The following is a 24,048-nucleotide window of genomic DNA, read 5'->3' as shown; positions in this document are numbered from 1 at the left end:
CTTAAATTCTTACCATTCAGCAAAATTACCATCTTCATTTCTCCATATTGGATTTTTCCAATCATGACCTATTTTCAGCCCTTCTTTAAGTTTCTTTTCGTTCATATCAATCCCTAAACCAGGTTTTTCAAATAAATCTAAGTATCCATTTTTAACATCAAATACTTCCGGATTTTCAACATAATCCAATAAATCAAAACCTTGATTGTAATGTATTCCTAAGCTACTCTCTTGTATGGTAGCATTTGGAGAAGAAAAGTCTAAATGTAGTGCAGATGCTAATGCAATTGGACCCAGAGGACAATGTGGAGCAATAGCAATATCATAAGCTTCTGCCATAGTTGCGATTCTCTTGACTTCTGAAATTCCACCAGCATGACTTAAATCTGGCTGAATAATATCTACAACACCTTGATGCAGTATATCTTTAAAGTCCCAACGTGATAACATCCTCTCTCCAGTAGCAATAGGTATACTTGTATATGAATAAATATGCTTAAGTGCATCGTTGTTTTCACTTAGCACAGGTTCTTCAATAAACATTGGTTCATAAGGTTCTAATTCGTCGATTAGCCTTTTAACCATAGGCTTATGAACCCTTCCATGAAAATCTAGTCCTATATCAATATCATAGCCAAACTCTTCGCGCAAGAGTTTTATATTTCTAGCTACACTTTTAATATCCTTCACATTGGCAACCCAACGCATTTGTCCCGTCGCATTCATTTTAACTGCTGTATAACCTTGATTTATTTTCTCATGAGCTTGCTCTAAAACAACATCTGGATTATCGCCACCAATCCAACAATACATTTTCATTTTTTGTCTTACTGCACCACCTAACAGTTCATATACTGGAACATTTAAATATTTTCCTTTTATATCCCACAGCGCTTGATCAATACCAGAAATTGCACTCATAAGTATAGTACCACCTCTATAAAAGCCACCTCTGTAAAGTACTTGCCATATATCTTCTATATGATTTGCTGTTCGACCAATTAAGTAAGGCTCTAACTCCCTAACACAAGCAGCTACAGAATCTGCTTTGCCCTCTACTACTGGCTCTCCCCAACCAATGATTCCGCATTTAGTAGTTACTTTAACAAATAACCATCTTGGTGGAACTTTAAATAGTTCTAATTTGACAATTTCTAATTGATCCATTGAGATTCATTTTTAATTTTAACAAATCGTTCTGCATTTTTTTTCACTCCATCTTCTTCACCATCTTTTGCTTTGGTTAATGCACCACCTAAACCAAAACCAGATATACCAGCCGCAATCCATTCTTCTATATTAGAAAAATCTATCCCACCAACAGCAAAAAAGCATACATCATCTAATGGAGATTTTACTGATTTAAAGTATTCAATACCTAAGTTACCAGCTGGGAATAACTTTACAATATCTGCTCCGTGTGCAATTGCAGTACATATTTCTGTTGGAGTTATTGCTCCCATAGCTACTGGAATATCGTATTTTTTCGCAATAGATAATACCTCTGTATTTGTATTTGGTGTTACAAGAAATTGAGCGCCAGATTCAATAGCATTTTTAGCAACATCTGCATTTACTACTGTGCCAGCTCCTATAATTATACCTAAATCTGAATACTGTTTTTTAGCCTTTGAGATTTCATTTAAAAACCCTGGAGTATTAGATGTAATTTCAATAACCTTTATACCACCTAACACTAAGTTTTTTATTATTTGAGGTACCTTTTCTTGTTCTTTTGTTCTAACGATGGCTATTAACCTTTCGTTTTTTATAAAAGTTGTAATATCTTCTCTTTTCATCTTAAAACGTGTCCGCTGGTGTTACCTTCCATTATTGAAAAAATTTCTTCTTCACTACTCGTATGTTGATCTCCCAAAACAGTATGCTTTAGGGCAAATGCCGCTGTGGCAAAATCAATGACTTTTTGGTCATTCCAATTTTTACGAACTCCATGTAAAACCGCTGCTGCAAATGCATCTCCTGTTCCAAATCTGTCAGCTATGGAAACTTCAATAGTTTTTGAAGTATTAAATTCGTCATTGGAAAGAAAAATAGCAGATAGCTTATTATTACTTGCTGAAGTATGATCTCTAATCGTAAAAGCTATTTTATTTATACCAAATTGTTGAGTCGCAATTTTCATAGCATTAAGCGTTTGTTCTTGCTTATTATTTCCTTCTGAAATAATATTATAAACGTCTTCAAGTACGTTAGCATTACCAAATAACAAATCGGTATTATCAAGTATTTTATCAAAGATTTTGCGTGCATCCGAAGCTTGTTTCCACAATGATCTTCTATAGTTCATATCAAAAGCTACTTTAACACCCATTTTTTGTGCTATTTCAGCAGCTTTAATAGTTTCTTTAGCACATTGAGTTGACAATACAGGAGTGATTCCTGATAAAAAGATCCATTTTCTTCCTTTAAGAATCTCTTCCCAATTAAACTCATTCTGTTGAATCTCGCTCAGGGCGGAATTTTTGCGATCGTATATTACTTTTGATGGCCTTATTGAGGTTCCTTGCTCAATAAAATAAGTTCCTATTCTATCACCTCCTCTTACTATATAATCTGTATTCACTTGATAAGAGCCCAAGGAGCCAACAGCAGCATCACCCAATTGATTATTTGGAAGTTTTGTAACATAAGCCACTTCATCTCCAAGTATACCTAAAGAACTCGCAACATTAGACTCTGAGCCAGCATAGTTAACATTAAAGGTTTTACAAGAATTTATTTTATTTCTATGTTTTTCAGGAGTTAATCTTAGCATGATTTCTCCAAAAGTTATAAAGCTCATTATTTCTTTAGCGATTTAGTATAGTTGTTCTGAGTTTCTAGAATATGGTTGTACATAGCCTTATTTGCCATTTGCTCATCTTGCTTTATTATAGCATCTAGGATATTTTCATGATGCGTGAGCATAATCTGCTTCTTTTTAACCAACTCTCCTTCTTGAGGTTTTGCATAAACACCTGTTTTAAATTTTGGCATTAGATGAAAAATTGGATTTAAAAGCAAATCCAAAACCTGATTATTAGCGATAGATAAAATGGTTTTATGAAAATCGTTATCTAATTCTGCCTCCTTATCGTTATCATTTATGTCACAACTTTTAGTCATTTTAATATTATCAACCAACGATTGTATTTGCTCATCAGTTCTATTAATAGCTGCCTGACTTGCTAAAGCAGGTTCTAAAATGAGCCTAGTATTTATGGTTTGTTGAATGACATTTTTGTCTGAAGAGAGTTCAAAAAAAAGATTCAAAGTTTCTGAAGCATTTTTAATACTCATTTCAGAAACATAAACACCACTACCTCTTTTTACTTGCACAATACCACGCGCACTCATTTTTTTTATGGCTTCTCTCACGGCAGTTCTACTAACTACAAAAAGCTCACAAAGCTCATTCTCAGTGGGCAACTTACTTCCAGGAATATACTTACCTGCCCTAATCGCTTCAGTTAACTCATACTCTATCATTTGAGTAAGCGACTTTTTTATACCTAAAGGTTCGAACATAAATATAATTTATATGATATAATACATCATACAAATTTACTAATTTTTACATAACAAAGGAAGAAATTTATAGAAAGTGACTAAATTTATTAATAGCGAAGCTTATTTCACTTGTAATCAAACAGAAGAGCTAGAGCAAAAGTATATACTCATATAATGAAGGTAGGCATAAAAAAAAGCCTCAGTATTTAACTGAAGCTTAAATTTTGTACAGGCGGCGAGACTCGAACTCGCACACCTCGCGGCACTAGATCCTAAGTCTAGCGTGTCTACCAATTCCACCACGCCTGCAAAAGGACTGCAAATATAAACAATAGTTTCAATATTCAAATAGGTTTTATTTAAGAAAATAATCCTTTCATTATTGTTACTTTTGTTAGAAATCAAATAACTATTATGCAAAACATAAAATCTTACATCGAAGAACACAAACAACGTTTCATCGACGAGCTTATTGATTTACTTAAAATTCCTTCTATAAGTGCAGATTCCGCTTACAAAAAAGACGTTCTAAACACAGCTGATGCTATAAAAATTGGTTTAGAAAAAGCAGGTTGCGATCAAGTTAAAATTTGCCCAACCGATGGTTACCCTATCGTTTATGGCGAAAAAATAATTGATAAAAACTTACCAACGGTTTTGGTTTATGGTCATTATGACGTACAACCACCAGATCCGTTAGATTTATGGAATTCCCCTCCGTTTGAACCTATAATTCAAAACACAGACAAACATCCTGAAGGTGCTATTTTTGCTAGAGGTGCTTGTGATGACAAAGGCCAAATGTACATGCACGTGAAGGCTTTAGAATACATGACAAACAATAATGAGCTGCCATGTAATGTTAAGTTTATGATTGAAGGTGAAGAGGAAGTTGGTAGTGCTAACCTTGGAAAATTCGTTGCTGCTAATCGTGAGAAGTTAGAAAACGACGTTATCCTAATTTCTGATACTGGCATGATTGCCAAAGATGTGCCTTCTATTACAACTGGTTTACGTGGTTTAAGCTACGTCGAAGTTGAAGTTACAGGACCAAATAGAGATTTACACTCTGGCTTGTATGGAGGTGCTGTAGCAAATCCTATAAATGTATTAACTAAAATGATTGCATCGCTTCATGATGAAAACAATCATATTACCATTCCTGGATTTTATGATAAGGTTGAAAATCTTTCGAACGAAGAACGTGCAGAAATGGCCAAAGCTCCGTTTTCGTTAGACAACTACAAAAAAGCTCTAGATATTGATGCTGTTTATGGTGAAGAAGGCTACACAACTAATGAACGTAATTCCATTAGACCAACACTAGATGTCAATGGTATTTGGGGAGGTTATACTGGTGAAGGAGCTAAAACAGTTATTGCGAGTAAAGCTTACGCCAAAATTTCTATGCGCTTAGTACCTAACCAAGATTGGGAAGAGATTACACAATTATTCAAAACCCATTTTGAGAGTATCGCACCAGAAGCCGTAAAGGTGAAGGTAACACCTCATCATGGTGGTCAAGGTTACGTAACTCCAATTGACAGTATAGGATATCAGGCTGCCTCTAAAGCTTATGAGCAGACTTTTGGAAAAACTCCAATTCCGCAACGTAGCGGTGGAAGTATTCCTATCGTAGCTCTTTTTGAAAAAGAACTAAAAAGTAAAACAATCCTCATGGGCTTTGGTTTAGATAGTGATGCTATACATTCGCCAAACGAACATTTTGGTGTTTGGAATTATTTAAAAGGTATTGAGACTATTCCTTGGTTTTACAAGTATTTTACAGAGTTAAAATTGGCTGAATAAATCTATTCTTTAATAATTTTAAAAGTCGAAGCTTTAGTTTTAGACTTAACATTTACAAAATAAACTCCTGAAGCAGTGCTATCAAATTCAATTTCAATATGTGCTTTTCTGGAGTTTGTTTTTTTAATCAATTTCCCTGAAATATTATTGATTGTGATGTCAATTTCAGATGCTGTAAAATTATCAACCTTAATTACCGAGTCAACAGGATTTGGGTACACTTTTATTTCATTGGGTTGAAATTCATCCGTTGATAAAACAGAAAAATTAATGCACGTACTCATTTCTGTACAATTTCCGTTAGTTACTTCAACGGCATAATTCCCGTTAGTTAATGGTGTAAAGTATTGATTGGTTTCACCAGAAATAGGTGTGTTGGTATCACAGTTAAACCATTGGTATGTTCCTGTAACATGGTTAGATGTTAATGATGTTGCTGTTTGCGTAACGGTATTATCAACATCAATTAAACTAGCTTTAGTTGCTGTATATGCCATCACTAACTTGGTCAACTCTGTCATATACTGAAAATCGATATCATCAACCCTATCGTTAGATGTATGGTAATCTGGAGTTTGGTCATTGGTTTCCCAAGATTCACCTACTAAAACTGCTGAAAAACCTTGATTCCAAAAACGAGAATGGTCGCTAGCTGTTGTTCCAGGATTTACAACTATTTCGTTTAAATCGAATGTATAAGTACTTAAAAGACTAAGCAAATCATCTTTTATAGCAACCGAATTTGCAATATTTCTAACATCAATATCAAACTGATTATCTCCTGGAGTACCAGGTGTATCACCATCATAACCAATCATATCCATATTAATTACACCCAGAATATTATCTCGTGTATTGCCATTAGTTTCATCTGCTGCTTGTTGTGCATAATAATTAGCACCACGTAAGCCAATCTCTTCCTCGTCCCAAAGCGCATAGACAAAAGTATTATCTGTACATTGACCAGAAAGTATTCTTGCTATTTCTAAAACTGCTGCAACTCCTGTAGCATTATCGTCTGCACAGTAGGTGGTTACAGAATCGTAATGCGCACAAATGATGTAAATATCATCAGGATTAGTCTGCCCAATCTGAGTGGCAATAACGTTCTTCCCAACCGTATTAAAATTTTGAAATTCAACATTAAGATTAGGCAATGCTTCTAAGCGTTCTTTTATATAATCGGCTGCTAAATCATTATTACTTTGTACTCTAGTCGTTATGGTTTGTGCACTTCCGTTTATGGTCGCTGTTTGTTCACCAGATAATTCTGCAACTGTAGTTTGTAAGTTAGAATTACTTACTTCATTCATTAAATCTTCTATTGTTTGTCCCTGTAAAAAACCAAAAGATATGATAAAGAAGAGAAGGCTATTTAAAATTTTATTTGACATTTTATCGAATATTATTTACCGACTGGATTCAAGTTACAAATGCAACTTTTCTATTAAACAATAAATTTAGTTCAAAGATAGGGTTTTCAATAATGCATATGTTATCTTTTTATTTACTAAGCATTCATTAAAGTTTATCTTGAGTAAGGACACCAACTAACGGAATTAATCCCTTCATGTGAAATAAAGTTTTAATGGTTATCAAAGTGCTGTAATTAATAGATAAACCTAAGAAACATAGACTATAAAAAATCATCATTTTAGTAAAAATTTTTACATTTATAAAAACTACAAAAACTTAACTAACCATGAAGTCAATACTATTCATCATCACAACTATAGTTTGTATCAATATCAGTCATGCCCAAGTAGAAAAAGAATATTATAGCTCTGGCGAGCTCATGTCTGAAGGTAAAATGGTAGATAGCAAAATGGAAGGTAAATGGCAGTACTATTACAAAAATGGCCAAATTGAAAAAATTGAGCATTACAAAAATGATGAATTAGATGGTGCTTTTGTAAGCTATTATGAAAACGGCATGCTCGAATCTAAAGGCAATTTCAAAGACGGCAAAGAAGATGGTGAATTCATTGCCTACTTTGAAGATGGTAGTTTAATGGCTAAAGCTACACTTAATGTGGGTACACCTGTAGGTGAATTTATTCAATATCATGAGAGTAAAAAATTGTTAAAAAAAGGGACTTACAAAAATGGCGAAAAGGTTGGTGTATGGCTAGAAAATGAATTTTATGACAATGGCAACCTCAAAAAAGAGCTGAAACTCTTAGATGGTAAAATGAATGGTTTGTGCAAAGATTATTATGAAAATGGACAGCTAAGATCCATCGGTATTATGGCTAATGATGAACCAAATGGTGAGTACAAAGCCTATTATTCTGATGGGCAATTGAGAGAAGTTGGTTCTTTTAAAATGGGTGAAAAGCATGGAACTTTTAAAGAATACGATGAAGATGGTGAGTTGGAGAGCATTAAAACCTATGCTAATGATGAAAAAAACGGCTATTGGAAAGACAAAAATTACAGTGGCGATGTGGAAGAAGGGCAATATACCAAAGGAAAACGATCTGGAAATTGGAAATTTTATGAGGACGGAAACTTAGAAGAAGAAGGGACTTATGTAAACGATAAAAGACATGGTATATGGACATTTTACAGCACCAATATCTATTCTAAAAAAACTCGTACAACAGAAAAAGGCAACTACAATAATGGCGAAAAAGATGGCAAGTGGATATATTACAACAGAGATGGTAACCAAAATGAATATATAATTTATGATAATGGTAAGGAAATCAGTAATGTGAAGGATGGTGTTCATTACACATACAACACTGAAGATTCTGGGGTGTTTATAGACGGAGAAAAGCATTACAAAAACAACAAATTAGTCAAAACCATTAAATATATCATTAAAGACAATACAATAATTGATAAGGAAACTTGGGTTAATGGCGTTTTGGTATCAAAAGCTAGTGAACCAAAGGAAACTTTTTACAAATTGTACTTTAAAAATAATTGCAATGAGGAAATCCAGGTAGCTTTAAGGGTAATGAATATAAAAACTAATCAATGGGAGTCTCGAGGTTGGTTTACACTTTCACCAGGTGAAAATGCTTATTTATATGATACCAAAAACGGTATTTATTATTACTACGCAGAAAGTAAAAGCTATACATGGAAAGGGGATTACAACAAGGCAATAAGAGGTGAAACTTTTGGTTTTCGAAAACAGGATATTTCAAAGGATAAGTATGGGAAAAACGTACTTTCTATTACATGCAACAATTAATTTGTTAAGGTCACTTTAAACTCTTAAGCCAACACATTTCATTTATGGTCATCTTTTAATATCCAGAAAGTACTGCAACCATAGTTCCCAAACTAGATTTAATAAAATCGCTCATTAAATCTTCTTTTTATTGTGTTTTGATATTGAAAGTTATCAAGATAAAATCTATGATCAATAAAGATGTTTTCATTAAAAAACATCTTTAAAAAGTATAGTCAAGGATTGTTAATTGTAAAAAATTGATAATCAAATATTTTGAAATTAAAATTTTTATTCTACATTTGTAGAGTTAATTCTAATTTTGTAGAACAATGGAACTCTCTAAAACCGAAGAACAGTTAATGCAATACCTCTGGAAACTGGAAAAAGCATTTATGAAAGATATCTTAGAAGTCTATCCTGAGCCAAAACCAGCAACAACAACTGTTGCCACGTTATTAAAACGCATGATTGGAAAGGGTTTTGTAGATTATAAAACCTACGGAAAGTCGAGAGAATATTACCCACTCGTAAAAAAAGAAGACTACTTCTCTAAGCATGTAAATGGCTTAATAAAAACCTTTTTTAACGATAGTGCGTCTCAGTTTGCATCATTCTTCACCCGAAAAACGGATTTAACCAAAACGGAATTAGAAGAATTAAAAGCTATAATAGACAAGGAAATTAAAAGTAAGTAATCATGGAATTGTATTTATTAAAATTTTCGGTTTGTCTTTTGGTGTTTTGGCTAAGCTATGTGTTACTCTTAGAAAAGCAAAAAATGCATCACTTTAAAAGATTTTATCTATTAGGTTCATTTGCTATTGCTTTAATAATTCCTCAGCTTACCATTGTTCAAAATTTTGAAATTACTAATGCTTTTATTCCAATAGAGGCAGAAGTTATATCTCAGTCCATTGAAACCGCACCGATACTTATATTAGAAACTATTCTTTGGTCTATTTATGTACTTGGTGTAGCTCTATTTATAATTCGTTTTGCAGTTAACCTTTTTAGACTTTACAGACAAATTACAACAAACAACAAACAACGCTACCATGGTTTTATCTATGTTTTACTAAAAAGGTATCACATACCACATTCCTTCTTTAAATACATTTTTGTTAACCAGCAACAATTTGAAAACAACCAAATACCCGAAGAAGTTAGACTACACGAAGAAACACATGCCAAGCAATGGCACAGTTTAGATATTTTGTTGTTAGAACTGTTACAAATTGTCTTTTGGTTTCATCCTTTAGTTTACATTTTAAAACATCATGTAAAACTCAATCACGAGTTTTTAGCAGATGACGCTGTGTTGCAACAAGGTGTTACCACTAAAAGCTATCAAAATATATTATTACAATTTTCATCAAACACTCACAATCATCAATTAGTAAGTGCCATCAATTATTCATCATTCAAAAAACGATTTACAGTTATGAAAACACAAACCTCAAAAACTCGAATTTGGATTAGTACATTACTACTCCTACCAATTACTGCTATTCTTTTTTACAGCTTTGCAGAGAGAGAGTATGTAGAGCAAAAAATTGAAACTAAAGCTTTAGATATTATTGAAAATGAATTAGACCAACAAAAAGCCACTAAAAAGCAAATTTCTGAATATAATGCTTGGGCAAAAAAAATGAATATAGCTATAAAAGAAGCTGAAGCAAATGGTAAGAAATCATATCCAATAATTAAAAAAGAGAGCTATAAAAAATACTATCATATATATACTAATCTAATGTCTGAAGCACAACGTAAAAATGCTGAAGCTTGGCCAAACATTCCTCCGCCACCACCACCAACACCTGAAACTCCAAAAGTTAAAAAAGGTGATGAAAAAATCCCACCTCCTCCACCTCCGCCTCCAGCACCTGAGCCACCAAAAGCAAAAAAGAACACAGAAGACACTCCTCCACCTCCGCCAGAACCAAAAAAGCCTGAGTCCACCTTAGACTTTATAATAAAGATGGCTAAAGCAAACGCTAGTTTCTACTATGAAGGAAAAGCCATCACATCAGATGAAGCCATAGCTCTTCTTAAAAAGAACAACCAACTGAACGTTAATGCCTATCCAAAATCAAAAGAAGGCAAACCAATAGTCTACATTTCAAAAGAACCAATTGAGATTGATAAAAAGAAAAAATCAAAAAACTAGATATGAAAAGCCTCGAAATTCGAGGCTTTTTTATCTTAAAAATGTAACAAAATCAAAGTTTTAGCGTTCTAATAGACACTGAAAGTAGTTCAGTGTTACAAATCATCAATCAATCAAAACAAACAGTTATGTTAAAACAATTCTTTATCCTATGTTCGGGAGCAGATACAGAGATTTTAGAAAACTGCTCTAATGGCGAACAAAATAAATATGCTGGTATAGGTGCAACTGTATTCTTTACGGCTTTAATGGCAACTATTGCAGCGAGCTACGCACTCTACACCGTTTTTGACAATTTATATACATCTATTTTTTTCGGAATAATATGGGGTTTACTCATATTTAATTTAGACCGTTATATAGTTTCTACCATAAAAAAACGCAATAATGTTTTGGATGAAATCTTACAGGCTACACCAAGGATTTTTCTGGCTGTGATTATTGCTGTAGTGATTTCAAAACCTTTAGAACTAAAGATTTTTGAAAAGGAAATCAATCAGGTTTTATTAGAACAAAAAAATGATTTAACACTTGCAAATCAAAACCAAATTGCGCAACAGTTTAATCCTAAGATTGCCGATTTAGAAGGTCAGATTCTAAGCTTACAGAACCAAATAGATACTAAAGAAATTGAAGTCAACGCACTTTACGACACCTATATCACAGAAGCAGAAGGTACATCTGGCACTATGAAACTCGGTAAAGGACCTGTTTATAAAGAAAAACGCGAGAAACACGATGCTGCTTTAGCAGAGTTACAACAACTAAAAACCGACAACAAAGCAAAAATCACATCTTTAGAAAATGAAATTATTGCTTTGCAAGGAGATTATAAAGCCAACGTTACAGAGTCGCAACCTATAATTGATAATTTTGATGGTTTAATGGCAAGAGTTAATGCTTTAGGTAAATTACCATGGTTACCTTCTTTCTTTATTTTCTTGTTGTTCCTCGCTATTGAAACTTCTCCTATTATTGCAAAGCTTTTATCTCCAAAAGGAGAATACGACTATAAAATAGAAGATCAGGAAACTGTTATTAAATCGTGGGTTAGCCAACAAGTTGCAGAACGTCAACTACTTGTTAAAACAGATAATGACATTAATAACAAAGTGTACACAGAAATTGCAGATGAAGAAGAGGTGATGAACTACAAACGTAAAAAAGCAAGAGAGTTGATGCAACATCAAGCTGATGCATTTTTAAAGAAGCAAAAGGGTGTGTTTTAAAAACACTCTAATGTAGATTTATCTGTAAATCATTACTTTTAGGAAAACCTAAATACCTATTTATAATGAAATCCATCTATTTTGTTTTTGCTCTTTTATTGTTGAATTGCAGTAATAACCAAGAACAACAAAAAGTCGACTTAGAAAGAGATAAAGCAGAAATTTTAGATGTACTGAACACTCAAGAAATCGCCTGGAACAATCATGATTTAGAAGGCTTTATGGATGGCTATTGGAAAAGTGATTCTCTCAAATTTTATGGTAGCAGTGGTCTTACCAACGGATGGGAAAACACATTGAACAATTACAAAAAAGGTTATCCAACAAAAGATGAAAGCGGTACTCTAAATTTTGTAATCAATGATATTTCAAAAATCGAAGGCAACAACTACTGGGTAATGGGAGAGTACCACCTTAAAAGAGAAATTGGCAATGCAGATGGTGTTTTTATAATTATCTTTAAAAAGATAAATGGTGAGTGGAAAATTATTGCAGACATGTCTTGCTAAATAAAAAGTGCTCACAAGTTGTTTATCTGTCACCATAAACGCACTAGAGAGCACTTCTGTATATGTATCTTAATCTACTGTTATGCAGCTGCAATTGAACCAGTAGGCACTTGGATAGTTTCAGGTTCTTCAGACTTAAAATGATCATAAAGTTCTTTGCAACCTAAACCTACAATAGATAATTTTTTTGATTTTGTAATGGATTCATTATGTAATCTTGCTAAAGCCATTACACCAGCTCTATCAATACTTTCTACACTTTCAATATCTAATAATATATTATCTAGTCTATCGAAAATATTAGCAAAATGAGCATTGAATGTTTTAAGACTCAGCTTGTTCAGTGTCCCTTTAATCTGAAAACGATTGTTGTAGTTGGTGATTTGTAAATCCATAATAAATAATGTTAAATCATTAATAATAATTTAGGGCTATTAATCTGTAAATCTGGTGCTATTAATTCTCGAGGGATGACTCTAATATCTGACTAAATATTCTCTACTTCCCAGAAATTCGATAAATGGTATTTTTGTCTAGATAATTTGAAATTGGCGGTTTATTTTTTCGATAAACAACACATTTACAAACATATAGATTGTAAGAAAAATAACTACTTAATCTTGAATTTTATATAGTGAGCCTTAAGGTCTACTGGCTTGTGAATTACTTTAGTAGAAACAGGATATTTATGGAGTAATGTTTCAGGACGAATTGGTCGTTTTTCAAAACCACCACCACAGTTTGGGCAGATCTGATGTAAAAGCTCAACACAATCTTTGCAAAAGGTACATTCAAAGGTGCAAATCATAGCCTCTTTAGAATCGTAGGGAAGCGCTTTATTGCAATGCTCGCATGTTGGTCTTATTTGCAACATCTTGGTTTTTGTTTTGAATAAAATAAATAAGGAATTTACCTTTACACTATGAAATATAAATATAAGGTAATTTTAATGGTTATTCTTGCTGGAATAACACTCTTTGGATTAATAACTGGTCGCTACTTGTTTTTGGTATTTATGATACCGTTGAGTTTTGACTTCTTCAACAAAAAAGGCTCGGATTAAATCTTTTTAACGTATTGGGTGATAATTACAATTTGCTGACCATCTACTTTGCCTTCTATATATTCGGCATTTTCATGATCTAACCTAATATTTCTAACAGCAGTTCCTTGTTTGGCTACCATGCTAGAGCCTTTAACTTTAAGATCTTTGATAAGCACAACTGAATCGCCATGCTCTAAAACCACACCATTAACATCGCGATGTATAATTTTATTTTCATCATCTTCACCATCACCTGATGCTTTTGCCACTTCTAACAATTCATCTTCAATGTAAAACATATTGAGTAAATCTTGTGTCCAATCTGCATCAATTCTGTGAAGCATTCTCCAAGCCATTACTTTTACAGCATCATGCTCACTCCACATACTATCGTTAAGACATCTCCAATGGTTAGCATCAATTTTGTCTGCATCGTTCATCTGTTCTATACATGTTTCCGATGCATACAACGCTAAATCTTTAGCATCTGGAACAATATAAACTGCTAGTTTTTCTGTAGCTCCACTAAGTTCACACTGATTTCCACTTCGCTTTTGAAGTTCTCTTTCTAAACTCATCAAAATTTAATTTTAAAGATGAGCAAATATAAAATTATAAGGCTACTAAATAGCTAATTTTTTACTTTGAGATTGCTGAGATTTTATATACACTTCTAACAACTTTGCATTTTTACCATTAAATAACGCTGTTTTCATTGTTGCTGGTAACAAAACGGTTTCTCCCATTTTTAAAGTTTCTGTATGTCCATCTACCGCTATCTTTGTTTCGCCTTCTACACACATGTAAATAACAAAAGAGTCTAAATTCTCATAGTTTATTTGTCTTAATCCTTTTATCTCAAAAATATTGGTGGTAAAGAAATCGCAAGACACCAAGTTGCTGTTTTCATTAGCTTTTAAATCATAATTACACTTACCTGTAGATTCAAAAGATTTTGTTGCTTCTATAGCTTGTTTAGTATGCAAATCACGTTTATTACCTGAATCGTCAATTCTATCCCAATCGTAAACCCTATAAGTAATATCGCTGGTTTGCTGTATCTCAGCAGCCAAAACACCTGCACCAATGGCATGGATCTTTCCTGCTGGAATAAAATAACTATCGCCTTGCTTTACTTTTTCTCTATTAAAGACATCTTCAACATTACTTGCGTTAATTTGTCCTAATATATTTTTATCTACACTTTCATCTTTTAATCCAAGAACAATATCTGCATTGTCATCACTATCCATGATATACCACATTTCTGTTTTACCGAAAGAATTGTGTTGTGCTTGGGCCATTTCATCGTCTGGATGTACTTGTACTGAAAGATCTGTTTTTGCGTCTAAAAACTTAATTAACAATGGAAACTCATTACCAAAGCGCTCATAATTCGCCAAACCTAAAAAATCTGATTTATATGTGCTTAAGAGGTCATTTAAAGTTTGCTCTTTATAATCACCATTTGCAACTTCAGAGATATTACCTTCAACACCAGAAATTTCCCAACTCTCACCTACATTTTCTAGATTTGTTTCTTTATTTAAAATTTCTGAGAGTTTATTTCCTCCCCAAATTTTTTCTTTTAAGATTGGTCTAAATTTTATTGGATATGCTTTCATTTTAAATACTTGGTTTTAAAGACTTATATTTTTTATTGATTTCCTTAATTGAATCTACAATGGAAAAAACTCCTTTTATAAAGTTTTGCTTTGTATTGTTTTTGTCTATTAGTGTTTTTAAATCAGTTATGTAATTATCATTTTGGGCAATTTGCTCTAAAATACTTTCAAGATCCTCACCTCTATTTTGAACCGAATCTAAATTTATAAAACCTACATATTTTAGATTGTAATTGCTTGACAAATAACGTGCACCTGCTCTTTTAGCCATAGATTCTGAAACCATTTTTTTTATCTCGACTATTTCTACCTTATCTACACATTCTTCTTTAATCTCATGCAGTAATTGCAAGGTATTGTCGCTACTATAATTATCGACTAAACAAAACTTTTCGATTTCAGTAGACTGCATATGCTTTGCCATATTTTCTACCTTAATTAAAGATTCGTTATTTCTGAATATAATTATGATTCCTGTCTTCATTTACGTTTTATTATACTACTTCCAAAGCATTAGAAGTACTAATTATTTTATTTGATTTTTTAGCTCTGTAAACCCAAGCAATCTGTGCCAATTGCATTACAATCTTTACTGAGTCTTTCATAGATAATTTAGAACCATCTGCGTGTATCCAACGCTTTAATGGCTGTTCACAAAGCATTGCCTTTGCTTTCTTAAGACCAAAATGGATAGACATTCTTTTGAAGATTTCTACATCAAAAATCCACTGTGTTACAAATTTTTTACCAAAAGCGATATTAATAACATCTTTATGAAAGATTTTAGCACCACATTGTGTGTCTTTAAAATCCATTTTTAAAATCTTTCTTATGATAAAATTTATCGTTAAACTAATGATTTTACGTGCAGATTCTTTTGTGATATTTGCTCCCATTCTAGAAATACGAGAACCACTTACTATTTTAAAATCTGAATTTTCTATAGTCTTTACCAAATCATCAAAATCTCTTAAATCGGTAGATAAATCTGCATCTAAGAACCCTATATAATCAAGATCTTCTTTTTGCGCCATGTGCAACATTCCTAATCTTACAGCTTCTGCTTTTCCACCATTTTTTTCACAATCATAAACTGTAATAAAGTCTTCTCTACCTTTTTGAAGATTATGTAAAACCTCTAAGGTTCTGTCTTTACTACCATCGTTAACAAAGCATAAATGATAGCCTGTATGTTGATCTATATACTTTAAAAACTCTTCACTTAGTAATCGCTCTTCTTCATTATAACATGGAATTACAACACCAACACAACGTTGCTGAATCATTACATTCTCAGAAGAATTAGCTACTGCTGTTTGTGGCACTCCGATTAATCGCTTTACACGTGCACAAATCTCGTTTAAGCTTAAAGGTTTTTTCATATAATCTGTTACGCCTAACTCAAATGCCTCAGTTATAATTGCATCTTGAGTATTACCTGATAAAATCATAATTGGTGTTTCAGGTTTTTTTGACGTTCTAATATGTTTTACCACATCAAATCCAGAGATTTTTGGCATGTTAAAATCTACAATTACCAAATCTGGTTGAAATTCATCATAAATAACTAATGCTTTGTCTGCACTGGTTTCTATTTTAACATCATATCCTAACTCCTTCAATCTTTTTTCTAAAGGAAGTAATACTAATTGTTGATCGTCGATGGCTAAAACTTTCATAATTTGTGTTTTTATGTATTAATTACGGTTCAAAAGTACTGGATAAGACATCCTGAAAATTTTAATTTAGATTAATCAGACCTTTAGTGTAGACGAATGGTAGATTGCTTAAGATGAATAAAATTAGAACCACCTATGAAATTATATATCTTTACCAAAATGATTTAAGCATCAGTATTATAGATGAAAGAAAGCTCAAATAAATATTTGATTGCTGCCCTTTTAATGGGCTTAGTGTTTCACGGTACGTCTATCTTTTTTACTTTAGAAACGACCTATGATGCACTAATACATCTATTTTTTGCAGATCATTATGCCACGAGCTGGTTTGAACCATGGAACTATAAATGGTACACTGGATTTACGGTAATGAGCTATCCACCTTTGGTTCATCAATCTATTGCTGCATTATCTTTTATTGGTGGCTTAAAGTTTGGAATGTTTACTGTTGCTTTCATAGGCATTATTCTTTTTATCACAGGTGTCTATAGGTTTTCATATTTAATAACAGCAAGCAAGAAAGCTGCTGGTTATGCAGCTGTTTTAGCTGTTTTTTCATCATCTTTTGTCGAAACACTCCATATTTTTGGTCAATTACCTAGTATTATTGGTATTTCGGTCTTAATGCATGCTTTGCCAGAAATCTACCTATGGCTTAAAACAGGAAAAATTCGCTATCTAGCAACCTCACTATCTTTAATATCTGTTACAGTTACATCGCATCATGTAACTCCTATATTTGGAATGGTATTTTTTATTTTCCCATTAATAGGAATGGTAATAATGGATCATGCCAGAGAAGGTATAGAGTCTTACAAACAGGTTACTATCAAGCTTTTTATCAATAGCTTTTTTAAACTCTTTAAACGCATTGTAAGCTTTGGAATGTTATCCTTGGTAATCATTGTAGGTTGTATTTTACCGTATTGGATTAATTCTAAAAACAACCCAATAACTCAGGTTCCGATTCCGCATGGCTCTAGAGATAATTTTCTGGAAATAACATCTTCCGGACTCGTTTTTTTCCTTATTCCTTGGGGAGTTTTACTCATCTTATTGCCTTATATTTTTTATCGATATTACAGTAAACGTTATCTGTTTTTTGGTTTATCTATAACTATACTCACCATTTTGGGTACTGGTGGCACAACACCTATTCCTAGAATTGCTCTTGGCGAAACAGCTTTTAACATCTTAACACTAGACCGTTTTACGCTATGGGCTTCCATTATGTCTTTGCCGCTTTTTGGCGAATTTGTATACAGATTAGTTGAAGGCGATTTAAAAACACTTATACAAGAACGACTTGGAGATGTGTACCACAGAGTTGCTGGCGGACTCTTTGCTGGTTTATTCTTGTTTATGACCATTTTTACACTAAGCTTAGGCTACTTTAAACCTTCTCAACCTCAAAAAATTAAAATGTTACCAATTGTAAATTTTTTGAGTCAGGATCATCACGACCAATGGCGTTATATGACCCTTGGTTTTGGCGACCAAATGGCTTGGTTATCTGCACAAACAAAAGCCTTATCTGTAGATGGCAATTACCACTCAGCAAGACGTTTGCCAGAACTTACAACAAGACCTATTGAGCGTTTAGAAAATTCAAAATTCAAAGGTGTAGAAGGTATTGGTTCATTACAGCAGTTTTTAACCACACCAGAGAAATATAACCTCAAATACATTTTCTCTAACGATAAATTTTACGACCCAATCCTATATTTCTGTGGCTGGCAACGTTTAAGGCAACTTGAAAATGGTATTATGGTTTGGGAAAAACTCAACGTGGCTCCGTTATCATCTATTCTACCTAAAGACGATGTAGCCACCTGGTTAAAAATTCTTTGGGGCACCATGCCTTTTCTTACTGTTTTAGTCGCTTTTGTGCTAAACGTTCAGTTTTTATTGGTACATGCTTTAAAAACAAAATATTCACCACCACCTGTGTATCTTAATTTTCAGAATAATTACACCAAATTCTCAAGATTAATTTTAAAACTGACGCATGTATGGTCTGTGATACTAGCCATTATTGTATTTTATGGCATATACTTGTTTTACATTAAAAACGTATCGCATCACTCGGCTAAAAATGCAGTTATTGCCTATTACGATGCTATCGATTTTAAACGCTTTAAGGAAGCGCACAGCCTTATAAACCCAAAGAGCAATATGGCATTAGACCAGTACATGTTAGAGGTTTCTGTTACTGACGGTTTATTGAGCTCTTACGCTAAGCTCGATGCTATTACTACAGAAACCATAAGCGAAAATGATAGTTTAGCAAGCATAAAAGTGAACACCGAATGGATTACACCTCTTGAAAAAATTAAAAAAACCGATTATAAGTATCTCGAAAAAGTAAAAGGTAAATGGTATTTACAGCCAGAAGACATTGATCTAGATTTACCACCAGACCAATTGTATTCCATGAATACGACTGACTATTTTAACCAAGGTAGACGACGTATTACCACAGAAGAAACCCATCACGAAGACATTTTAAAACAGCCTGTTTTAGAAATTTTAGATGCTAAATTGGTAAAGTTTGAAAATCATTATGCTTTAATTGGCGAAGTACAAAACATAGACAATGTACCAGCAGACGTGGTACTTAAAGGCACCTTATACAACGATGATAATAAGTTTTTGGCAACCTACAATGCCAAATACCACGTAAAGCATAAGTTAATGCCTAAAGAAGTAAGTTCGTTTAGAATAAATTTTGAAGGTATTGCCTGGTCTAAAACACAAGATTCTATCCCAAAAACCTTTAATCCTGATGAATTTACACCAATAGAGTTTGAAGAACAACCAACCAAATTTAATCTTCAGGCAGCAGGTAATGTATCGAGTTCAGATTTATATAAGCGCACGTCAATTGCAATTCAAACTATTTCGGACTCAGAAATCTCAGGAACTTTATTTAATGGAGGTACAGAAGAAGTTACCATTCCGCAGTTATTGATATCTTATTACGACGAAAACAAAACATTGGTTTGGGTAGATCATATCTTTATAAAGGACGGCATACGACAGCAACGTCAGCGTCCATTTGAATATGCTCTTTTGAAAAATGAAACGTCAAAATTGATTAATGACGATATGGAAAACTGTTATGTTAACGGTTTACCAAACGAAGATATTTCAGATAAAATTGTGCCTAACCGAATCCTTAAGCACGATGATAATGAGTTACAACATATTAATCATCCGCTTTATAAATTTGTAAAACTAGAAGTTAACACCTATATAGGAAACCCAAATTAATGCAGTTTAAGTATTTCTATATCGCCCTTTTTGTTTTGTTTTTTATCACCAACAACAAACAAAACTCAAGTGACTCTAAACAAGATATCGAGTTACTTTCAACACAAACTTATTATGTTGCTGGCGAGGAAATTTCATTGCAATTTAAGGGAAATCCTAATGCTTCCGCTTATTTGTTATGTTCTAATAGTTACGGAACCATTGTAGTTTCACCTAGCATAGAAAATTCAATAACTAGTTTTCAATTACCGCAAAGTTTTGCCAATAAATCAGGCACTATAAACTGGCAACTGATTAGTGATTCTGTTCTTAAAACAGGTACACTATATGTTAATCCACAACCAAAAGTAAAAGCTATTGAAACCTATATTGGTCCTCCAAGTATTGAAGCTGGTGCTACAGACTATACAATGCTTGTTACCATACCAACAGACCACTTAGACAATCCTTTGGCAGACAGCACTGAGGTTACTGTAAAACACCAATTTTTAGACCGTAATTTTAAAGACGAAATCACCATGAAAAATGGTATTGCTTACAAAAACATTTATTCCGAAAAAGAGTATGGTCGCATCCTTATAAGTACAGAATGTTTAGACCTTAATTCAAAAGAATACGATGTCAATGTAGTGCCTGCTATTCCAACAAATTTTGAAATTGATTTCAGCAGAATTCACGATTATGCAGATGGCAACCAGATTACTACATTTTCAACTACAGAATTAAAAGACCGTTACGGCAATACCGTTAGCGATGGTACGTTTGTAAATTTCTATTTAACCAACTCTAAAGGGTATAAATCATCAACATCTGGACTGACGATTAACGGAATTGCCAAGGCAAAATTTCTGCATCCAGACCACGAAGAACGTTATGATGTAAAAGCCTATGTTGAAGGCATGGCAGAAAGCAATACTATTGCCATTTTTTATAAAAAAGCTATTGGTGATTTTGAAATTCATTTTTCTGAAGATAAGCGCACCATAACTGTAGGACCAATTGAAAGTTTTATGAATCAACGTGTACCAGATGGTCTCAACGTGAGTTTAAAAATCTTTAAAAATGATGTTTTAGACCATAAAATGATTAAAGAAACACGTGAAGGTTTTGCAACATTTAAACTAAACAAAGACCGTTTCCCAAAAGGACAATACAATTTTGAATTTTATGCTGCTGGAACAACAAAATCCTTTAGTACCATTACCTATGAGTAATATCAATAAAAATATAATACGCACAGCGTTAATGATATCTTATATCATTCTCATTGGTTTGGTGGTTTATGGTATTTCGTCTATTTACAGTTACCTTAATACTGGTGCAGACCGAAGCAAAATGCTTCATACCGAAGTAAAAAAAGTAGAGCAATATCTGCCCCAAATGCAATGGCAATCTTTAACTAATGAAGGCAGACCAATGGACCAGCAAACCTTAAAAGCCATTGAAACAGATTATTTAGATGCTTGGTATGTAAAACAAGTTGCATACAAAACTAACACCACTGAAGGCATAACTGATTATTATACCGAAAGCTCCAGAGAGAATCTTTATAATATCATTCAGCTTAATACTGAAAGTAATACTACAATAGATGCCACCACCTTATCTCACAATCCTAAACTCGATTTTTTTAGTGAAGATGGTCAACTCGCTGTGTTAACAGATTATGATGTAGTGGAATACAAACGCATTTTTAAAGACAACAATCTTATTTCTGAAGTTACTGAAACCTCCGATTACCGTGTTACTTTTTTACTAGAAGATGGGTTTTGGCGAATACGACATATGGTGAAATTAGAAAGTCGTCCGTTTGGAAATGAAACCGTTCAGGATACTTTAACACTAGACATAAAAGGCATTAACTACTATCCACAAGCAACTGCTTGGGATATGTATGGCGACAATTTTGATGCTAACACTATTGCTAAAGATTTTACAATTATAAAGGATGCCAACCTCAATAGTATACGTGTTTTTATTCCTTACGAAAGTTTTGGCAAAGCCAACGTAGATGCGACAAAACTAGACCAAGTAAAACAACTTTTAGACTTAGCAAAGACAAAAGATCTTAAAGTACTCATAACCTTGTTCGATTTTTATGGAGACTATTCGGTTTTAGATTGGACCTTAACCCAACAGCATGCAAAAAAAGTAGTTACTGCCTTAAAAGATCATGATGCTTTATTAGGTTGGGACATTAAAAACGAACCCAATTTAGATTTTGAATCGAGAGGTGAATCTTTAGTTACTGCCTGGCTCGATAAAATGATAGATTTAGTAAAATCTGTAGATGGCAATCATCCTGTTACCATAGGTTGGTCTAATGTAGAAAGTGGAGAAATCCTTAAAAATAAGCTAGATTTCATCTCTTTTCACTACTATGAAAACCTTGAGGATTTATCAGAAGCCTACACCAATTTAAAATCTAAAATTAAAGATAAGCCTATTGTTATTACAGAGTATGGCATATCTTCTTACAGTGGATTTTGGAAACCTTTTGGTTCATCTGAAGAGGACCAAGCAGACTATCACAAAACCATTCAAACCACTTTTGCAGAACAAGACATTCCGTTTATGTCTTGGACCTTATACGACTTTTCTAAAATACCAAAGGAAGTCGTAGGTAGACTTCCATGGCGCAAAAATGTTCAAAAACATTTTGGTTTTATCGATAAAAATGGGGCAAAAAAGGCATCGTATAAATATATCTCTTCTAAACAATAGATGTAGGTGATTTTGTATTAGAAGATTTAGCTTGTTCTTGTCTTTTATCAACATGGCTAGATGTTAATTTTGTACTTACTTTTTCTGTTTTATTGTATTTTTTATCAATGATAGTTTTAAAAGTCTCTACGTACATATCTGCAATTCTGGACATTGGATACGCTGTTGCAGCTTCATAATTAGCTTTAGCTAACTCAATTCTGTAAGCTTCATTTGTAACAATTGCTTTAATGCCTTGCGCTAAACTTTCAACACTTCCTGGCTCAAAAAACTCACCTCTATAACCTTCGTCTTGTACTAATAATGCTAAGTCACCAAGGTTAGGCATTACAACTGCTTTACCGTAGCTACCTGCTTGGTGCAATACGCCAGAGCTGCCTGTTGTAGAAGTATAAGGAAACACAACCACTGCACTTTCTTGAAATAACGTTGGTACTTCAGACTCTTCAACATAACCTGTAAATCTTAATTGTGGCACATGCTTATATTGCTCTTGCACTTTGGCGAGATATCCAGGCACATTTGGGTTGTCTGTTCCTGCAATTACAATTTCTAGATCTAAATCGGTTTCCTTTCTAACCATTTCTACCGCTTCAATCATATCTTCCACTTTCTTGTAGGTTCCAAATTTTCCGAAAGTCATTATCTGAAATGGTTCTTTTGTGCAACCGAAGTTTGGTTCTTCTGGAATTTCGAAGGTACCATGCGGAATTAACTTTACATTATCAGCAAAATACTTTAGCTGAAGAATATCAACATACTTTTGCATTGTAACAGCAACCGTATCTGCTTTTAAAATCAATCTGGTTAATGAAGTACCTATAAATCCATAGACTTTTTTCATTATGATATTTGACGTAAAACCTGCTGATCCTAAATCCACTTCTTCCATGATATTATGAAGTAACACTACATTTGGGATTTTCTTTAATCTGCAAACCAATGGCAACATTAAACCTAAAGCCGCTGCCACTTTCTTATCGCCAAACTTCATAAATTGTAAATTGAATAATACTGAGTCTGGCTTTGTTTGGTTAATTGCTTTTGTTACTGAAAAAATTGTCTTGTAACTGTTAAACGACCAACATTCTTTTACCGTAATCTTGCATCCTGCTTCTTCAAACTGTAAATCTTTACTACCTTTTGTTTTATCAGTTAATAGGATTAATTCTGTAACATCTTGATGCTTTCTAAATTGCTTTACCAAATGATATGCGTACTCATTTAAAGTGACTTTACTTGGTGGATATGCTGTTACGATTGCTAATTTCATTTCTATGGATTTTTAATT

The 24,048-nt window shown here is 33.2% G+C and carries 21 protein-coding genes and 1 tRNA gene; 9 read left to right on the top strand and 13 right to left on the bottom strand.

Features of this window, described 5'->3' with window-relative positions; translation table 11 throughout:
- Positions 1 to 9: 9 nt before the first annotated feature.
- The 5 genes from dgoD to ACXAFS_RS03855 form a co-directional block, all read right to left on the bottom strand.
- The gene (gene dgoD / locus ACXAFS_RS03875; protein WP_475305426.1) at positions 10 to 1,167 is read right to left on the bottom strand and encodes a galactonate dehydratase; all 1,158 of its coding nucleotides are present in this window, start codon (positions 1,165 to 1,167) and stop codon (positions 10 to 12) included.
- Complete coding sequence (locus ACXAFS_RS03870; RefSeq protein WP_475305425.1) at positions 1,155 to 1,799, bottom strand: bifunctional 4-hydroxy-2-oxoglutarate aldolase/2-dehydro-3-deoxy-phosphogluconate aldolase; 645 nt, start codon at positions 1,797 to 1,799, stop codon at positions 1,155 to 1,157. Before ACXAFS_RS03870 ends, dgoD begins: the two co-directional genes overlap by 13 nt.
- The gene (locus ACXAFS_RS03865; RefSeq protein ID WP_475305424.1) at positions 1,796 to 2,803 is read right to left on the bottom strand and encodes a sugar kinase; all 1,008 of its coding nucleotides are present in this window, start codon (positions 2,801 to 2,803) and stop codon (positions 1,796 to 1,798) included. The genes ACXAFS_RS03870 and ACXAFS_RS03865 overlap by 4 nt, the downstream gene beginning before the upstream one ends.
- Positions 2,803 to 3,528: a FadR/GntR family transcriptional regulator gene (locus tag ACXAFS_RS03860; RefSeq protein ID WP_475305423.1), complete on the bottom strand. Its 726-nt coding sequence runs from the start codon at positions 3,526 to 3,528 to the stop codon at positions 2,803 to 2,805. Before ACXAFS_RS03860 ends, ACXAFS_RS03865 begins: the two co-directional genes overlap by 1 nt.
- Positions 3,529 to 3,737: 209 nt before the next feature.
- Positions 3,738 to 3,819: transfer RNA gene (locus ACXAFS_RS03855), tRNA-Leu, on the bottom strand.
- Between the two features lie 105 nt (positions 3,820 to 3,924).
- On the opposite strand from ACXAFS_RS03855, the gene ACXAFS_RS03850 reads away from it, so the two are divergent.
- Positions 3,925 to 5,319 carry a dipeptidase gene (locus tag ACXAFS_RS03850; protein WP_475305422.1) on the top strand — a complete coding sequence of 465 codons (1,395 nt, stop codon included), beginning with the start codon at positions 3,925 to 3,927 and terminating at the stop codon, positions 5,317 to 5,319.
- A gap of 2 nt (positions 5,320 to 5,321) precedes the next feature.
- Here ACXAFS_RS03850 and ACXAFS_RS03845 read toward each other — a convergent pair whose 3' ends face one another.
- Positions 5,322 to 6,713 (bottom strand): M28 family peptidase, encoded by a 1,392-nt coding sequence (locus ACXAFS_RS03845; protein WP_475305421.1) that lies wholly within the window; start codon positions 6,711 to 6,713, stop codon positions 5,322 to 5,324.
- Between the two features lie 308 nt (positions 6,714 to 7,021).
- Between ACXAFS_RS03845 and ACXAFS_RS03840 the strand changes: the two genes are divergently transcribed.
- The 5 genes from ACXAFS_RS03840 (at position 7,022) to ACXAFS_RS03820 (ending at position 12,411) form a co-directional block, all read left to right on the top strand.
- Entirely contained in the window at positions 7,022 to 8,524 is a 1,503-nt protein-coding gene (locus ACXAFS_RS03840; protein ID WP_475305419.1) for a DUF1036 domain-containing protein, read from the top strand.
- A gap of 311 nt (positions 8,525 to 8,835) precedes the next feature.
- A complete protein-coding gene (locus tag ACXAFS_RS03835; RefSeq protein WP_138432919.1) occupies positions 8,836 to 9,201 on the top strand; it encodes a BlaI/MecI/CopY family transcriptional regulator in 366 nt (121 codons plus the stop codon).
- 2 nt (positions 9,202 to 9,203) lie between these two features.
- Complete coding sequence (locus ACXAFS_RS03830; protein ID WP_475305418.1) at positions 9,204 to 10,673, top strand: M56 family metallopeptidase; 1,470 nt, start codon at positions 9,204 to 9,206, stop codon at positions 10,671 to 10,673.
- Positions 10,674 to 10,801: 128 nt separating this feature from the next.
- Positions 10,802 to 11,902 (top strand): DUF4407 domain-containing protein, encoded by a 1,101-nt coding sequence (locus ACXAFS_RS03825; RefSeq protein ID WP_475305416.1) that lies wholly within the window; start codon positions 10,802 to 10,804, stop codon positions 11,900 to 11,902.
- A gap of 65 nt (positions 11,903 to 11,967) precedes the next feature.
- Positions 11,968 to 12,411, top strand: a complete 444-nt coding sequence (locus tag ACXAFS_RS03820; RefSeq protein ID WP_475305415.1) for a YybH family protein — start codon at positions 11,968 to 11,970, stop codon at positions 12,409 to 12,411.
- Positions 12,412 to 12,491: 80 nt separating this feature from the next.
- Here the strand turns inward: ACXAFS_RS03820 and ACXAFS_RS03815 are convergent, their stop codons facing one another.
- The 6 genes from ACXAFS_RS03815 to ACXAFS_RS03790 form a co-directional block, all read right to left on the bottom strand.
- The gene (locus tag ACXAFS_RS03815) at positions 12,492 to 12,806 is read right to left on the bottom strand and encodes an STAS domain-containing protein (RefSeq protein WP_475305414.1); all 315 of its coding nucleotides are present in this window, start codon (positions 12,804 to 12,806) and stop codon (positions 12,492 to 12,494) included.
- A 215-nt stretch (positions 12,807 to 13,021) separates the two neighbouring features.
- Entirely contained in the window at positions 13,022 to 13,285 is a 264-nt protein-coding gene (locus ACXAFS_RS03810; RefSeq protein ID WP_475305412.1) for a DUF1272 domain-containing protein, read from the bottom strand.
- A 185-nt stretch (positions 13,286 to 13,470) separates the two neighbouring features.
- Positions 13,471 to 14,034, bottom strand: a complete 564-nt coding sequence (locus tag ACXAFS_RS03805) for a PhnA domain-containing protein (protein WP_475305411.1) — start codon at positions 14,032 to 14,034, stop codon at positions 13,471 to 13,473.
- Positions 14,035 to 14,079: 45 nt separating this feature from the next.
- Positions 14,080 to 15,081, bottom strand: a complete 1,002-nt coding sequence (locus ACXAFS_RS03800; RefSeq protein WP_475305410.1) for a type I phosphomannose isomerase catalytic subunit — start codon at positions 15,079 to 15,081, stop codon at positions 14,080 to 14,082.
- 1 nt (position 15,082) lies between these two features.
- Positions 15,083 to 15,565, bottom strand: a complete 483-nt coding sequence (locus ACXAFS_RS03795) for a glycosyltransferase family A protein (RefSeq protein WP_475305408.1) — start codon at positions 15,563 to 15,565, stop codon at positions 15,083 to 15,085.
- Between the two features lie 10 nt (positions 15,566 to 15,575).
- A complete protein-coding gene (locus ACXAFS_RS03790) occupies positions 15,576 to 16,760 on the bottom strand; it encodes a response regulator (protein WP_475305407.1) in 1,185 nt (394 codons plus the stop codon).
- 183 nt (positions 16,761 to 16,943) lie between these two features.
- Between ACXAFS_RS03790 and ACXAFS_RS03785 the strand changes: the two genes are divergently transcribed.
- The 3 genes from ACXAFS_RS03785 to ACXAFS_RS03775 are packed head-to-tail and all read left to right on the top strand — an operon-like array spanning position 16,944 to position 22,757.
- A complete protein-coding gene (locus ACXAFS_RS03785) occupies positions 16,944 to 20,033 on the top strand; it encodes a hypothetical protein (protein WP_475305406.1) in 3,090 nt (1,029 codons plus the stop codon).
- Positions 20,033 to 21,247, top strand: a complete 1,215-nt coding sequence (locus ACXAFS_RS03780) for a hypothetical protein (RefSeq protein ID WP_475305404.1) — start codon at positions 20,033 to 20,035, stop codon at positions 21,245 to 21,247. The genes ACXAFS_RS03785 and ACXAFS_RS03780 overlap by 1 nt, the downstream gene beginning before the upstream one ends.
- Positions 21,240 to 22,757: a cellulase family glycosylhydrolase gene (locus ACXAFS_RS03775; protein WP_475305910.1), complete on the top strand. Its 1,518-nt coding sequence runs from the start codon at positions 21,240 to 21,242 to the stop codon at positions 22,755 to 22,757. The genes ACXAFS_RS03780 and ACXAFS_RS03775 overlap by 8 nt, the downstream gene beginning before the upstream one ends.
- Here ACXAFS_RS03775 and ACXAFS_RS03770 read toward each other — a convergent pair.
- Positions 22,747 to 24,030, bottom strand: coding sequence for a glycosyltransferase (locus ACXAFS_RS03770; RefSeq protein ID WP_475305403.1), 1,284 nt, complete (start codon positions 24,028 to 24,030; stop codon positions 22,747 to 22,749). The genes ACXAFS_RS03775 and ACXAFS_RS03770 overlap by 11 nt on opposite strands.
- Positions 24,031 to 24,048 lie beyond the last annotated feature (18 nt).

The organism is Winogradskyella sp. ABM4_392 (assembly GCF_056160445.1).
This window is presented reverse-complemented; position numbering and strand designations above follow the sequence as displayed.

Excerpts from the sequence above, each read along its gene's own strand:
- dgoD (WP_475305426.1), bottom strand. The coding sequence starts at position 1,167 with ATGGATCAATTAGAAATTGTCAAATTAGAACTATTTAAAGTTCCACCA.
- ACXAFS_RS03870 (WP_475305425.1), bottom strand. The coding sequence starts at position 1,799 with ATGAAAAGAGAAGATATTACAACTTTTATAAAAAACGAAAGGTTAATA.
- ACXAFS_RS03865 (WP_475305424.1), bottom strand. The coding sequence starts at position 2,803 with ATGAGCTTTATAACTTTTGGAGAAATCATGCTAAGATTAACTCCTGAA.
- ACXAFS_RS03860 (WP_475305423.1), bottom strand. The coding sequence starts at position 3,528 with ATGTTCGAACCTTTAGGTATAAAAAAGTCGCTTACTCAAATGATAGAG.
- ACXAFS_RS03850 (WP_475305422.1), top strand. The coding sequence starts at position 3,925 with ATGCAAAACATAAAATCTTACATCGAAGAACACAAACAACGTTTCATC.
- ACXAFS_RS03845 (WP_475305421.1), bottom strand. The coding sequence starts at position 6,713 with ATGTCAAATAAAATTTTAAATAGCCTTCTCTTCTTTATCATATCTTTT.
- ACXAFS_RS03840 (WP_475305419.1), top strand. The coding sequence starts at position 7,022 with ATGAAGTCAATACTATTCATCATCACAACTATAGTTTGTATCAATATC.
- ACXAFS_RS03835 (WP_138432919.1), top strand. The coding sequence starts at position 8,836 with ATGGAACTCTCTAAAACCGAAGAACAGTTAATGCAATACCTCTGGAAA.
- ACXAFS_RS03830 (WP_475305418.1), top strand. The coding sequence starts at position 9,204 with ATGGAATTGTATTTATTAAAATTTTCGGTTTGTCTTTTGGTGTTTTGG.
- ACXAFS_RS03825 (WP_475305416.1), top strand. The coding sequence starts at position 10,802 with ATGTTAAAACAATTCTTTATCCTATGTTCGGGAGCAGATACAGAGATT.
- ACXAFS_RS03820 (WP_475305415.1), top strand. The coding sequence starts at position 11,968 with ATGAAATCCATCTATTTTGTTTTTGCTCTTTTATTGTTGAATTGCAGT.
- ACXAFS_RS03815 (WP_475305414.1), bottom strand. The coding sequence starts at position 12,806 with ATGGATTTACAAATCACCAACTACAACAATCGTTTTCAGATTAAAGGG.
- ACXAFS_RS03810 (WP_475305412.1), bottom strand. The coding sequence starts at position 13,285 with ATGTTGCAAATAAGACCAACATGCGAGCATTGCAATAAAGCGCTTCCC.
- ACXAFS_RS03805 (WP_475305411.1), bottom strand. The coding sequence starts at position 14,034 with ATGAGTTTAGAAAGAGAACTTCAAAAGCGAAGTGGAAATCAGTGTGAA.
- ACXAFS_RS03800 (WP_475305410.1), bottom strand. The coding sequence starts at position 15,081 with ATGAAAGCATATCCAATAAAATTTAGACCAATCTTAAAAGAAAAAATT.
- ACXAFS_RS03795 (WP_475305408.1), bottom strand. The coding sequence starts at position 15,565 with ATGAAGACAGGAATCATAATTATATTCAGAAATAACGAATCTTTAATT.
- ACXAFS_RS03790 (WP_475305407.1), bottom strand. The coding sequence starts at position 16,760 with ATGAAAGTTTTAGCCATCGACGATCAACAATTAGTATTACTTCCTTTA.
- ACXAFS_RS03785 (WP_475305406.1), top strand. The coding sequence starts at position 16,944 with ATGAAAGAAAGCTCAAATAAATATTTGATTGCTGCCCTTTTAATGGGC.
- ACXAFS_RS03780 (WP_475305404.1), top strand. The coding sequence starts at position 20,033 with ATGCAGTTTAAGTATTTCTATATCGCCCTTTTTGTTTTGTTTTTTATC.
- ACXAFS_RS03775 (WP_475305910.1), top strand. The coding sequence starts at position 21,240 with ATGAGTAATATCAATAAAAATATAATACGCACAGCGTTAATGATATCT.
- ACXAFS_RS03770 (WP_475305403.1), bottom strand. The coding sequence starts at position 24,030 with ATGAAATTAGCAATCGTAACAGCATATCCACCAAGTAAAGTCACTTTA.